The organism is Taylorella asinigenitalis MCE3 (assembly GCF_000226625.1).
GTDB lineage: Bacteria > Pseudomonadota > Gammaproteobacteria > Burkholderiales > Burkholderiaceae_B > Taylorella > Taylorella asinigenitalis.
On the sequence record NC_016043.1, the window covers coordinates 568,883 to 580,651 of the forward strand.

At 38.9% G+C, this 11,769-nt stretch carries 14 protein-coding genes; 4 read left to right on the top strand and 10 right to left on the bottom strand.

What is annotated here, in order from left to right; translation table 11 throughout:
* Nucleotides 1–42: 42 nt before the first annotated feature.
* The 3 genes from TASI_RS02775 to radC all read right to left on the bottom strand — a co-directional run bounded on the left by TASI_RS02775 (nucleotide 43) and on the right by radC (nucleotide 2,993).
* Nucleotides 43–1,803, bottom strand: a complete 1,761-nt coding sequence (locus TASI_RS02775; RefSeq protein ID WP_044977992.1) for a hypothetical protein — start codon at nucleotides 1,801–1,803, stop codon at nucleotides 43–45.
* A gap of 72 nt (nucleotides 1,804–1,875) precedes the next feature.
* A complete protein-coding gene (locus TASI_RS02780) occupies nucleotides 1,876–2,136 on the bottom strand; it encodes a type B 50S ribosomal protein L31 (RefSeq protein WP_014111242.1) in 261 nt (86 codons plus the stop codon).
* Between the two features lie 173 nt (nucleotides 2,137–2,309).
* Nucleotides 2,310–2,993, bottom strand: coding sequence for a RadC family protein (gene radC, locus TASI_RS02785; protein ID WP_014111243.1), 684 nt, complete (start codon nucleotides 2,991–2,993; stop codon nucleotides 2,310–2,312).
* Between the two features lie 52 nt (nucleotides 2,994–3,045).
* Here radC and TASI_RS02790 point away from each other — a divergent pair, with 52 nt between their 5' ends.
* On the top strand, nucleotides 3,046–3,513 hold the full coding sequence (locus TASI_RS02790; RefSeq protein WP_014111244.1) for an FKBP-type peptidyl-prolyl cis-trans isomerase: 468 nt from the start codon (nucleotides 3,046–3,048) through the stop codon (nucleotides 3,511–3,513).
* Nucleotides 3,513–4,460 carry a 4-hydroxy-3-methylbut-2-enyl diphosphate reductase gene (gene ispH / locus TASI_RS02795; RefSeq protein WP_014111245.1) on the top strand — a complete coding sequence of 316 codons (948 nt, stop codon included), beginning with the start codon at nucleotides 3,513–3,515 and terminating at the stop codon, nucleotides 4,458–4,460. The genes TASI_RS02790 and ispH overlap by 1 nt, the downstream gene beginning before the upstream one ends.
* Here the strand turns inward: ispH and TASI_RS02800 are convergent.
* From TASI_RS02800 to TASI_RS02825, 6 genes are read right to left on the bottom strand one after another with little or no spacing between them, the layout of a single operon-like run.
* Nucleotides 4,447–5,082 (bottom strand): Maf family protein, encoded by a 636-nt coding sequence (locus TASI_RS02800; protein ID WP_014111246.1) that lies wholly within the window; start codon nucleotides 5,080–5,082, stop codon nucleotides 4,447–4,449. The genes ispH and TASI_RS02800 overlap by 14 nt on opposite strands.
* Nucleotide 5,083: 1 nt before the next feature.
* Complete coding sequence (gene rlmH, locus TASI_RS02805) at nucleotides 5,084–5,554, bottom strand: 23S rRNA (pseudouridine(1915)-N(3))-methyltransferase RlmH (RefSeq protein ID WP_014111247.1); 471 nt, start codon at nucleotides 5,552–5,554, stop codon at nucleotides 5,084–5,086.
* A 1-nt stretch (nucleotide 5,555) separates the two neighbouring features.
* Nucleotides 5,556–5,954 carry a ribosome silencing factor gene (gene rsfS, locus TASI_RS02810; RefSeq protein ID WP_014111248.1) on the bottom strand — a complete coding sequence of 133 codons (399 nt, stop codon included), beginning with the start codon at nucleotides 5,952–5,954 and terminating at the stop codon, nucleotides 5,556–5,558.
* Nucleotides 5,951–6,538: a nicotinate (nicotinamide) nucleotide adenylyltransferase gene (gene nadD, locus TASI_RS02815; RefSeq protein ID WP_014111249.1), complete on the bottom strand. Its 588-nt coding sequence runs from the start codon at nucleotides 6,536–6,538 to the stop codon at nucleotides 5,951–5,953. The genes rsfS and nadD overlap by 4 nt, the downstream gene beginning before the upstream one ends.
* Nucleotides 6,538–7,824: a phosphoribosylamine--glycine ligase gene (gene purD, locus TASI_RS02820; RefSeq protein ID WP_014111250.1), complete on the bottom strand. Its 1,287-nt coding sequence runs from the start codon at nucleotides 7,822–7,824 to the stop codon at nucleotides 6,538–6,540. Before purD ends, nadD begins: the two co-directional genes overlap by 1 nt.
* Nucleotides 7,825–8,556, bottom strand: a complete 732-nt coding sequence (locus TASI_RS02825; RefSeq protein ID WP_014111251.1) for a YebC/PmpR family DNA-binding transcriptional regulator — start codon at nucleotides 8,554–8,556, stop codon at nucleotides 7,825–7,827.
* A 96-nt stretch (nucleotides 8,557–8,652) separates the two neighbouring features.
* On the opposite strand from TASI_RS02825, the gene TASI_RS02830 reads away from it, so the two are divergent.
* Nucleotides 8,653–10,146, top strand: coding sequence for a helicase HerA-like C-terminal domain-containing protein (locus tag TASI_RS02830; protein ID WP_014111252.1), 1,494 nt, complete (start codon nucleotides 8,653–8,655; stop codon nucleotides 10,144–10,146).
* A 27-nt stretch (nucleotides 10,147–10,173) separates the two neighbouring features.
* Nucleotides 10,174–10,728 (top strand): protein adenylyltransferase Fic, encoded by a 555-nt coding sequence (gene fic / locus TASI_RS02835; RefSeq protein WP_014111253.1) that lies wholly within the window; start codon nucleotides 10,174–10,176, stop codon nucleotides 10,726–10,728.
* Between the two features lie 29 nt (nucleotides 10,729–10,757).
* On the opposite strand, the gene TASI_RS02840 is transcribed toward fic, so the two are convergent.
* Nucleotides 10,758–11,768 (bottom strand): class 1 fructose-bisphosphatase, encoded by a 1,011-nt coding sequence (locus TASI_RS02840; protein WP_014111254.1) that lies wholly within the window; start codon nucleotides 11,766–11,768, stop codon nucleotides 10,758–10,760.
* Between the last annotated feature and the right edge of the window lies 1 nt (nucleotide 11,769).

The following is an 11,769-nucleotide window of genomic DNA, read 5'->3' on the forward strand; positions in this document are numbered from 1 at the left end:
AAATTAGCTTTTTAAATATCGCATTACTGTACGTAGACATGTTTACCTATTTTTTAGAAGAATGAAATATTCTCCGTGGCGCTCGCTAGGCCTATTTCCTTCCCATAACACTGAGTTTGTGGCCAGTGGAGAGATTTTACTTAAAGAAATTGGATTGTTTTTGTTTGTTTGAAGAAAAGCGAACTGACACTCGTTTTTACTAAATTTTAAATTGGAAAAAATATGAAAAACAGCTAATTGCCCAAGCCCTGTATTTATAGGTTCTACGCATGCATTAGGTGGCAATGCCCCCGCAACTTCCCTCGCTAAATCTTCACCAGCAATTCTATAAGATCGGCTGTAATTAATTAGAGGTAGCCAAAGCAAAGAGAGTAAAAACCAAACGCAAGTAAGCCCCCCTGCAGTCACAATCAGTCCTCGCCATAGGCCCTGAGGTTGTTTTCGTAAGCGCCAGTTTAAAAGCATAATCCATAAAATGCAGACCACAACACCAACAAATACTTCAATCCAATTGATGGTAATTCCGTAACCAGTAATTAATCTCATTATGTTGAAATTAATTTTGCTTGGCCATCCAGTTTGAAGTGCAATCCATCCAAACCACACTGTCAACAGAGCAATAGACACAGTCATAATGCTAAACCAATCGAGAATATTGATAGCATTACGTTTTAGAGTAGGAATACACATAGCGGCCAAGGCAACATTGCCAAACATAATGGGTCCATAATAAAGGTCATATGCAGGGCTGAAGAAAAATATAACAATTAGATTCGATGCGTAAAATAAAAAGGGAATCAAAATATGAAACTCTTTAATCCATCGAGCCCATTTATAAATTGCTATTAAGGCAAATGGCCAGCTAGGCCAGAGGTACCAACTTAAATCGCGAATCTTAATTAATGTATCCTCAGTTTTAAGCTCAAAAGCCATCTTCAAATTATGCAGGTACCACCCGTCTAGCCAGTAAGGATTGCTTTGACGCACATACCAGTCCCACAAGAAGAAAGCAACACTCGTGATAATCAACGGAATAAGCAAATTTAATTTTGTACGTGCATCATAGGCAGGAAGAATCAGAAGAACAAAACTGACTAAAAGTAATGGAAACAAACCAATAAATCCAAAAGAAGCCAATGACCCTATAAAAGCGAGACTTAAAGCTATAACGCCTTGAGGTTTTTTATCTATAATTCGCACAAAACCGTAGAAAGCAATAGAATGCAAAGCCATAAGAAGAGGGAAATAGCTTGTTTCATGAACCCGAATAATAATTCCTACAGTAGCTATACCAAAGAAGTACGCAACATCAGCAAGCATTCTCCCATAGTCCTTTGGCCTAGGCTCCCCTCCAAATGAAAGTGGCAATGGCTGTGCCTCCTTTCTCCTAGCTAGCAAATATGTCCCATACCAAATGCCCCATAGAATTAAGAAATAGTAAAAAACATTAGGTATGCGTGCGGCATTGATTTGAGCGTCTAAGGGATTAAGAAAAAGTTCTAAAAATGGGGCAAAGATTAGAATAGAAATAGCCCCAATAATAGAATTCAAAGGCCCCTCACCATAAAAGGGAATTTCAGATATATGTGTAGTTAGCCAAGCACTTAAGTCAAATCCGTTAGAGAGATCTCTTACTAAAGTGAGCATACTGGCAAAGCCTGCTGCATCCTCAGTTTTCCATGGATCACGCCCAAAAAGCCCTGCGAAAATGAACGCAAACATAACCCAGTAGAGTATTCTTCTAGGTAGTTTGGAAGCCGCAGGACTGGCTAATCGGGCAGGAGTTTTACGGATTGAATTCATAATAAAAAAGGCAAACCCAAAACTAGATGCGTTTGCCTTATATTTTAGTACTTTGAATTTGTACTAAATCTTTTATTTTTTGATAGTACCTTGAGTACGTGCGAAACGAGCACGGAATTTCTCCACGCGACCAGTTTCAACGATACGAGTTTGAGCACCAGTATAAAAAGGGTGAGACTCAGAGGTCACGTCACACTTAAATAGCGGATATGTTTTACCGTCAATATCAATAGTTTCGCGAGAATTCAAAGTAGAGCGAGTAATGAATTGTTTTCCTGATTGCATATCTTGGAAAACAACTTCTCTGTATTCTGGGTGAATGCCTTCTTTCATGATTATCCTTATGTGTACGGGTCGCCAAATCAAATATAATTTAATTCACGTATCCTAAAAGTAATCTATTATTGTATCAAAGATTAAAAACAATTCCACATATTAGAACCAAAAATTAATAAATCCGTATGAATTTTTTAACAAAATCATAGGTTTAATAGGCCATTGCATTATTAGTCATTAATTAGACCCATCTCGGCCATTGATTTAGCTTCTAATCTAGTGCAGACTATGTGGTCTATTAATTTTATATTTACTAAATCCAAAGCATCACGCAATTTTCTAGTTATTTCTATGTCGGGTTTACTTGGTTGGGGCTCACCAGAAGGGTGGTTATGAGCCAAAACTATATAAGCGGCATGATGTTTAAGAGCACTTTTTACAATTTCTCTAGGATAAATTGGGGCATGGTCAATTGTCCCTTTAATCGCAATTTCCGAATGAGTAAGTTTAAAAGAATGATTGAGAAATAAAAGCAGGCAGTTTTCCTCGGTTTTATTGCCAATTGTATGAATGCAATATCTTTTCACTGCACTTGCTTGTTGTAGTACAGGATATTCTTTTAGGGGCTCTTCTAAAACTCTCTTTGCTATTTCATGTAAAGCCATAAGTTGCGTAACTTTAGCTAGGCCTAAACCGTGAATATCATATAACTCTTCTGAATGGGCATTTAAAAGTTGTCTTAAACCTCCAAACTTTGTGAGCAATTTTTGACTAAATTCAACTACAGGCTGCCCCTTAGGGCCACTTCCTAATATCAGAGCAAGTAATTCTGCAGTCGATAAAACCTCTGGCCCATGCTTAATGAGACGCTCTCTTGGTTTTTCAGTTGGTGTATCTAAACTTAAAATTGACATAGTGATTAAAATAAATAACTTTAAAACCAGATTTTGATGGAAATTAATCCTTATGACTAGTCGGGATGATAAAACTATCCATAATGATTCATACTTAACTCTCCACTACAAAATACTCTTAAAAACAGGAGCATTGCCAGCGGAAGAATTTATAAATACCTTCAATGGTCCACCAGCAACACTTCATATGGGTTTAGGGCAGTGGGCAGAAACTATGGAAGCACCACTAATTGGTCATAAAGAGGGCGATCAATTTAGTTTTGAACTTTCCGCAGCTGAAGCTTTCGGAGAAAGAAATCCAGAACTAGTTCAAACTATATTGGAGGATGCCGTAATCAATGGATCAGATGATATTCCAGTTTTTGAAATCAATGATCGAATAGAATTTACTGCTCCAAATGGCTCTCGTTATTCTGGTCTATTTAAGGGTAGGGACGGAGAGAATGTTATTATCGACTTTAATCATCCACTGGCGGGACAAGCACTTCATATAGAAGTAAAAATTATTGGAGTTATGTAATGACAGATAATTCAAATGCAGAGATTCTCCTTTCTGAACCACGTGGCTTTTGTGCAGGCGTAGACAGAGCGATAGATATAGTTGAGCGTGCACTTGAGCTACATGGGGCACCCATCTATGTTCGTCATGAGATTGTTCATAATCGTTTTGTTGTGCAGTCATTAAGAGAAAAGGGAGCCATTTTTGTCGACGAACTCGATGAAGTGCCCGAAGGTTCTATTGTAATTTTTTCTGCTCACGGGGTTTCTCTAAAAGTGAGGCAGGAAGCCGAAGCACGAGGATTGCGTGTTTTTGATGCAACCTGTCCCCTAGTTACAAAAGTGCATATTGAAGTAAAAAAAATGCATGAAGCGGGTAGGTCAGTGATTATGATTGGACATAAAGGACACCCTGAAGTTGAGGGTACACTTGGTCAAGCCCGAGGCAATATGTACCTTGTCGAAACTGTTGAGGATGTTCACAATTTAGATATACCAAATACAGATAATTTGGCCTATGTTACTCAAACTACATTATCAGTTGATGATACAGCATTGATCACAAAAGCCTTACATGAGAAATTTCCCAATATCATTGCCCCCAAAAAAGCCGATATCTGTTATGCAACTCAAAATCGTCAGGATGCAGTCAAAATCATTGCCCCCCAATGCGATGTGTTTTTCGTTGTAGGAAGTACAAATAGTTCTAACTCAAATAGGCTTCGAGAGTTGGCTGAACGCCTTAATTGCCCTTCATATCTTATTGATGACCCTGATATGATTAAGCCAGAGTGGATCGAAGGAAAAAAATCTATAGGCATTACGGCAGGTGCGTCTGCCCCAGAAGTGCTTGTGCAAAATGTAATTAATAGACTACGCGAAATGGGTGCGATTTCTGTAAGAAAAGTTGCTGGAATCGAGGAGAACGTGTCATTTCCGCTCCCAAGAGATCTATCTAGGAAGCTTTAAGTCGCAAGCCACAAAGCAGTTGATATGTTTCAAACAAAGGCAGCCCCATCACACCCGTATAGCTGCCTTCTATTTTTTCAATAAAAATTGAGGCCATGCCCTGAATGCCGTAGGCACCAGCTTTTCCGAAAGGCTCTCCACTTTCTATATATTTAGAGACATCATCCATCGAAAGCCTTTTGAAATAAACATTCGTGCGAGAAACTGCCAATGTCCTATCGCCCCTAACATTTATCACCACAGCTGTATGCACCTGATGCATTTTTCCAGAAAGCTTAAGCAAAATCTGAGCCGCATCAATCTCATCTTTTGGCTTACCTAAAACATAGCCATCCATCATAACGCATGTGTCAGCCGTCAGAATGGGCCTATAGTAAAGCTTATCATTGAGTACATAATCCCAAGCTAAATCTGACTTCTCATATGCAGTGCGAATCACATAGTCCTCTGGTCTCTCGTTTTCGAGCATTGGTTCATCCTCGCCCTCAGGCTTTGGTACACGCAATATTTCATGACGAATTCCAATATGCTTGAGTAGTTGATGTCTGCGTGGACTCTCAGAAGCAAGATATATTATTGGAAACTTGTTTGATATAGGTGTCTCTTTAAAATCATCGACCATACTAAGCTCTGTGATAAGGGTGATTGTTTAATATGCTCCATGCCCTGTATAACTGTTCAATTAGCAACACACGGACCATTGGATGTGGCAATGTCAACGACGACAACCTCAATTTTTCATTACTCTTTGATTTGAGTACTTCATCCAAACCATCTGGCCCTCCAATCAATAGAACCACTTCAGGTTTTTCATTCATCCACTCACTAAGCCTTTTAGAGAGAGAAACGGTGGTCAAATCCCTTCCATGTTCATCGAGTGCAACTACCCACGCATCGCTTGAAATCGCAGACTCAATTCTGATAGCTTCTGCGGCCATCATTTGTTTTGCTGTTTTGCCCGACGTTCTAGGTTCAGGTTTTACTTCATGCAAAGAGACTTGTATTTCTGGGGGCATGCGTTTTTCATACTCAGCATATGCCTCTTCAACCCATTTAGGCATCTTCTGACCAACAGCGATAATTTTTAATTTCATACTAATCCAAATCTGGATCGTAAGTATGAGAAGGCGGTGTTTCAATGGTGGATTGAGGAAGAAGTTTCATGCGTACTGGACGTCCACCCCACACAGCTTCCAAATCATAATATGCACGAATATGTGGTTGCATACAATGGATAATAATATCTCCAATATCCACTAATACCCACTCGCCACTATCTTCGCCTTCAAGTGCAATAATTTCAATATCATGCTTACGAACCGCATCAATAACACTTTTAGCCAAAGAACGAGTTTGTCGATTCGAGGAACCGCTTGCAATAATCATGCGGTCGAACAAACTTGTTAAATGGGTAGTGTTGAAAATTTTGATATTTTGAGCTTTAACGTCTTCTAGTGCATCGACTACGATTCTTTGAAGTTTTTGAATATTCATTCTTTATAAAGATTGTGAGTATTAATGTATTTTATAACCTCTGGGTGGACAAGCCCCTCAATAGATTGCGAATTTTTAATTTTTTCTCTAATTTGAGTTGAAGATAAATTTTGATCTTCCATTTGCAGAAAATGTATCTCTTTATTTAATTTTTTGAGTTCTTCGCTTATCTCAGAAGGAATCTCAAGAGGGTAGGATGGTCTATGAGCCACTAGCAGATCAACATGTCTAAGTATATCCTGCCATCTATGCCAGGTCGTAAAATTTTGAAGCTGATCACTGCCCATAATCCAATAATATTTATGCTCCGGTGGCAATGCCTCAACTGTATCTATCGTATATGTAAGCCCATCTCTTTCTAATTCACTTGTGTTAATGCATATGTTTGATTGTCCTGCAATCGAAAGCTTAATCATAGCAATTCTATGAGCGGCTTCCAGCATCTGAGATGGTTTCTGCCACGGTTTTTTTGCTGGCAGTAATTGCACTTGCTTAATTTCTCCAAAATTTAGTGCACTTAGAGCAAGTGAGAGATGAGCTTTGTGAAATGGATTAAAACTCCCACCCAATAAGGCTATATGCATTAATTTCCTTTTAAGGCTCTCCAGCCTATATCTGTACGATATTGCATACCGTCAAAATTTATTTTCTTAATTTTCTCGTAGGCAATGTCCCTGGCTCTTTTCAATTCTTCACCAACAGCACATACGCAAAGTACACGGCCACCTGAAGTTACTAAATCTCCATCTGCGTTAATTTTTGTGCCTGCATGGAAGATCTTAAAATTATTAGATTCACTCAAATCACCACTAATTGCATCGCCTTTTCTAGGATTAGTCGGATATCCATCTGAAGCAAGTACTACTCCAAACGCAAATCCTGAATCCCATTCAATCTCTGCCTCGTTAAGATGCCCATCTATAGCAGCACCTACAATATCGGAGAAATCAGATTTAATACGCATCATTATAGGCTGCGTTTCAGGGTCACCCATGCGGCAATTAAATTCCAAAACCTTAATAGAACGTGTTTCATCTGAACCATCATCAATCATTAGCCCTGCATATAAAAATCCTGTGTATTTAATACCGTCAGCTTTCATACCTTCAATAGTTGGGCGAATAATCTCATTCATAACCCGATTATGAATTACATCGCTTACGATAGGAGCAGGTGAATAAGCTCCCATACCACCTGTATTTGGCCCCTTATCGCCATCTAATTGACGTTTGTGGTCTTGACTGCTTGCTAGAGGAAGTATATGTTCACCATCAACCATAACAATAAAACTAGCTTCCTCGCCCTTTAAAAAATCCTCAATCACAATGCGAGAACCCGCTACGCCCATAGTAGCTCCTGCAAGAAAATCATCCACAGTCGCATGAGCGGTGTCCATATCCATCGCAACTACCACACCTTTCCCCGCCGCTAAGCCGTCCGCTTTTATAACAATCGGTGCCTGCTTTGAGTTCAAGTATTCATGAGCCTCTTGAGTCGATGTAAATGTCCTATAATCCGCAGTTGGAATCGAATGACGCATCATAAAATTTTTCGCAAAATCTTTGGAACTTTCAAGCTGTGCAGCAGCCTTTGTAGGGCCAAAAATCCTTAAACCATGTTTGCGAAATAAATCTACGACACCCTGAGCAAGTGGAGCTTCAGGACCTACAACAGTAAATTCAATTCCGTTTTCTTGAGCAAATTTTAAAAGCCCCTCATTATCTGAGATGGCAATGTTCTCGAGTTTCGCTTCTTGATCTGTCCCGCCATTTCCTGGGGCAATATACACTTTAGTGACTTTATTGGATTTAGCCAATCTCCATGCAATTGCATGTTCGCGTCCACCAGAGCCAATTACAAGCAAGTTCATCTATTCGGCCTCATCAAAAACGGCTGTAGTATGTACTTCTTGAACATCATCTAGACTTTCTAGTTGATCGAGAATTTTTTGCATTTTAACGGCATCATCTCCTTCAAGAACTGTCTCGTTTAATGGTTTCATAATGATGGCATCTACTTCTGGAGTTAACCCCGCATCTAAAAATGCTTTCTTCACGGCCATGTAATCAGAAGGCTCACATGTCACTTCAATAAGTCCTTCTTCGTCTGTAATAACATCATCTGCCCCTGCCTCTAATCCTATGTCCATTATTTGTGATTCGTCACTACCTGGAGCAAATAGGAATTGTCCACAATGTTTAAACATAAAGGCTACGCTTCCGTCTTGACCTAAATTACCCCCATGTTTAGTAAAAGCGTGACGAACATCGGAAACTGTTCTTGTGCGGTTATCAGTCATACATTCAACAATCACGGCTGCACCAGCAGGGCCATAGCCTTCATAGCGAATTTTTTCGTAGTTTTCACCATCTGCACCGCCAGCTCCGCGTTGAATCGCACGCATTATATTATCTTTAGGCATATTCGCGGCAGTAGCCTTATCCCATGCAAGACGTAATGATGGATTTGCATCGGGGTCAGGACCTCCAGCTCTTGCGGCAACTTGAATCTCTCTAATTATTTTCGTCCAGATTTTTCCACGTTTAGCGTCTTGACGTCCTTTACGGTGTTGAATATTAGCCCACTTACTATGTCCAGCCATTTAATTTCTCTATTTGTTAAATATAAAATGACTAATTTTAACAAGACTAGGGTTAATTTATAATTAGCTAGTTAAATTTACTTGTATGAGGTAATCATGGCTGAGCCTATTCTTTTTGCTAAAGGAAGTGAAGATTTTGTATATATGTTGCCAAAACTAGCCAATCGGCATGGTTGCATAACAGGTGCAACAGGTACTGGTAAGACTGTGTCTCTTCAAGTTCTTGCTCAGTCATTCTCAAAATTAGGTGTACCAGTTTTTATGGCTGACGTTAAAGGTGACTTAACAGGTATTTCTCAAGCTGGTGAAGCCTCTCCAAAATTGGTGGCTCGTTTAGAAAAATATGGTATTCCAACACCAAATTTTGCTGCTTGTCCTGTTACTTTATGGGATTTATACGGGGAGCAGGGACATCCAATTAGAGCAACTATTAGTGATATGGGACCTCTGTTACTGTCACGTATTTTAGATTTAAATGATACTCAGTCTGGTGTACTAAGCTTGATATTCAAACTTGCAGATGATGAGGGTCAGTTAATCCTTGATATGAAAGATTTACGTGCCATGTTGCAGCATGTCTCAGATCGTAGAGCTGAAATACAAGGTACTTACGGAAACGTATCGCCTGCTACAGTTGGGGCCATTCAAAGAAAACTTCTAGAATTGGAAGCTCAAGGAGCAGACAAATTCTTTGCAGAACCTATGCTCGATATATTCGATTTAATGCGAGTAGATCATAACGGAAATGGCATGGTTAATATCTTGGCTGCAGATAAATTGATGAATTCGCCTAAACTATATGGAGTGTTTTTATTGTGGTTACTAGCCGAGATCTACGAAGCATTGCCAGAAGTAGGGGATTTAGAGAAGCCAAAATTTGTTTTCTTTTTTGATGAGGCACATTTGGTTTTTGAAGATGCACCAGATGCATTATTAGAAAGAATTGAGCTTATTGTTCGCCTTAGCCGTTCAAAAGGAATTGGTGTTTATTTTGTAACTCAAAATCCATTAGATATTCCTGATAGTGTTTTAGGTCAGTTAGGGAATCGTGTTCAACACGCTTTACGTGCTTATACACCACGCGATCAAAAAGCGGTTAGAACTGCAGCTGAAACCATGCGCCCAAACCCTAAACTTAATATCGAACAGGCTATAACTGAACTTGGTGTGGGTGAGGCCTTAATCTCTTTCTTAGATGAAAAAGGTGCTCCTACAATAACAGAGAGAGCTTGGGTTGTTGCACCTGCTTCTAGAATTGGCCCCATCACTGACCTTGAGAGAAATCAACTTAAAAATTCTTCACATGTGTACGGTAAATACGATCGTACTGTCGATCGAGAATCCGCTTATGAAATACTCCAAAAGCGTGCTGCAGAAGTTCAAGCGCTACAACAAGAAGAATCTGCACAAGCACAAGGAAGTGGAGGTGTAGTTGGAATTTTTAAAGACTTTATGATCGGCAGTACTGGTCCTCGTGGGGGACGTCGTGATGGCATAATACAAAGAGCAGTTAAAAATGAGGCTTCACGTATGACACGCTCTTTAATTCGTGGAGTTTTAGGATCTTTGTTAGGTGGTAGACGAAGATAATTATTTTTATTTGTGATTTTTGGGCCTATGAATACCAACGATATTAATAAAAAAAGTTTAGAAAACGCCAAGAATCTTTTTTTAAGCGGAAAAATAAATCAAATTGAAGTAGGTACACTTCTAGGCCTTAAAGAAATTCACAGAGAATTATTCTCTGGTTTATATGAATTTGCTGGTGAGATAAGGACAAAAAATATCTCAAAGGGAAATTTTCGATTTGCAAACTCTCTTTATCTCAAGGAAGCTCTATCTGCTATTGAAAAGATGCCAGAATTTAGTTTTGAAGAAATTGTGGCTAAATACGTTGAAATGAATATAGCCCATCCTTTTATGGAAGGTAATGGGAGAAGTACAAGAATTTGGCTTGATATGATTTTAAAAAAACGAATTAGAAAAGTTGTGGATTGGGAAAAGATTAATAAATTTGATTATCTCCAAGCTATGGAGAGAAGCCCGATAAACGATTTAGAACTTCGTACATTATTAGGAAATAATCTCACAGATAGAATAGAAGATATAGAGGTAATTTTTAAAGGTATTGAACAATCTTATTTTTATGAAGGATACGATGCACGAAAATAGTTGAAAGCCTCGTATTTGAGGCTTTCTTTTTATTTGAAGTAGGATTTGAAAGTTTCTACTTCATTTTTTGAACCCAAGACCACACTCACTCTTTGATGAAGGTCTTTAGGTTCAATATCTAAAATAGGATTTACTGTATCCACAGCCAAACCGCCAGCTTGTTCAATGATTAAAGACATGGGATTTGCTTCATAAAGAAGACGCAATTTACCTGGCTTTTCAGGATTACGTTTATCCCATGGATACATAAAAATACCACCTCTTTGCAAGATTCTATGCACCTCTGCAACCATTGAAGCCACCCATCGCATATTAAAATCTTTTCCTCTAGGACCTGTAGTGCCTGCCAAACAATCATTTATATAATTTTGTACAGGCTCATCCCAATGCCTCATATTAGACATATTTATGGCAAATTCCTTGGTATCTTCAGGTATTTGTATATTCTCTTTAGTAAGAATCCAACTACCAAGCTCCGTATCTAGAGTGAAAGCCACAACACCATTTCCCACCGTAAAAACTAGTTGCGTTTGTGGGCCATATAAAGCATAACCTGCGGCAACTTGTTGACGTCCAGTGTTATAAAAAATATCTTTAGAAATTTTTGGGTTTTCTAGTTTTTTACTGTCAGCTTTAACTATTGAGAAAATTGTGCCTATAGAAATATTTACATCAATATTCGATGAGCCATCAAGCGGATCAAATAGAAGAAGATATTCGCCCTTAGGATATTTTTCAGGAATTTTATGAATATCTTCCATCTCTTCAGAAGCCATCGCAAGCAGATGCCCGCCCCATACATTCGCCTCGAGCAAAACATCATTGGAAATTACATCTAATTTTTTCTGAACCTCTCCTTGAACATTTTCCTGAGAAGTTTCACCTAAAACATCATTTAGATCACCTTTACCCGTTAGGTTGGCAATGGTCCTGCATGCCCTTGCTACTGACTCTATAATCAATCTGACTTCTGGAGCGAGTTTGCTTTCATTACGTTGTTGTTCAACGAGATATTGAAACAAGGTTTTTCTAGTCTTCATG

Excerpts from the sequence above, each read along its gene's own strand:
- TASI_RS02800 (WP_014111246.1), bottom strand. The coding sequence starts at position 5,082 with ATGGTCGATGATTTTAAAGAGACACCTATATCAAACAAGTTTCCAATA.
- fic (WP_014111253.1), top strand. The coding sequence starts at position 10,174 with ATGAATACCAACGATATTAATAAAAAAAGTTTAGAAAACGCCAAGAAT.
- TASI_RS02775 (WP_044977992.1), bottom strand. The coding sequence starts at position 1,803 with ATGAATTCAATCCGTAAAACTCCTGCCCGATTAGCCAGTCCTGCGGCT.
- rlmH (WP_014111247.1), bottom strand. The coding sequence starts at position 5,554 with ATGAAATTAAAAATTATCGCTGTTGGTCAGAAGATGCCTAAATGGGTT.
- TASI_RS02790 (WP_014111244.1), top strand. The coding sequence starts at position 3,046 with ATGACTAGTCGGGATGATAAAACTATCCATAATGATTCATACTTAACT.
- TASI_RS02840 (WP_014111254.1), bottom strand. The coding sequence starts at position 11,768 with ATGAAGACTAGAAAAACCTTGTTTCAATATCTCGTTGAACAACAACGT.
- rsfS (WP_014111248.1), bottom strand. The coding sequence starts at position 5,954 with ATGAATATTCAAAAACTTCAAAGAATCGTAGTCGATGCACTAGAAGAC.
- radC (WP_014111243.1), bottom strand. The coding sequence starts at position 2,993 with ATGTCAATTTTAAGTTTAGATACACCAACTGAAAAACCAAGAGAGCGT.
- TASI_RS02825 (WP_014111251.1), bottom strand. The coding sequence starts at position 8,556 with ATGGCTGGACATAGTAAGTGGGCTAATATTCAACACCGTAAAGGACGT.
- TASI_RS02780 (WP_014111242.1), bottom strand. The coding sequence starts at position 2,136 with ATGAAAGAAGGCATTCACCCAGAATACAGAGAAGTTGTTTTCCAAGAT.
- TASI_RS02830 (WP_014111252.1), top strand. The coding sequence starts at position 8,653 with ATGGCTGAGCCTATTCTTTTTGCTAAAGGAAGTGAAGATTTTGTATAT.
- nadD (WP_014111249.1), bottom strand. The coding sequence starts at position 6,538 with ATGCATATAGCCTTATTGGGTGGGAGTTTTAATCCATTTCACAAAGCT.
- purD (WP_014111250.1), bottom strand. The coding sequence starts at position 7,824 with ATGAACTTGCTTGTAATTGGCTCTGGTGGACGCGAACATGCAATTGCA.
- ispH (WP_014111245.1), top strand. The coding sequence starts at position 3,513 with ATGACAGATAATTCAAATGCAGAGATTCTCCTTTCTGAACCACGTGGC.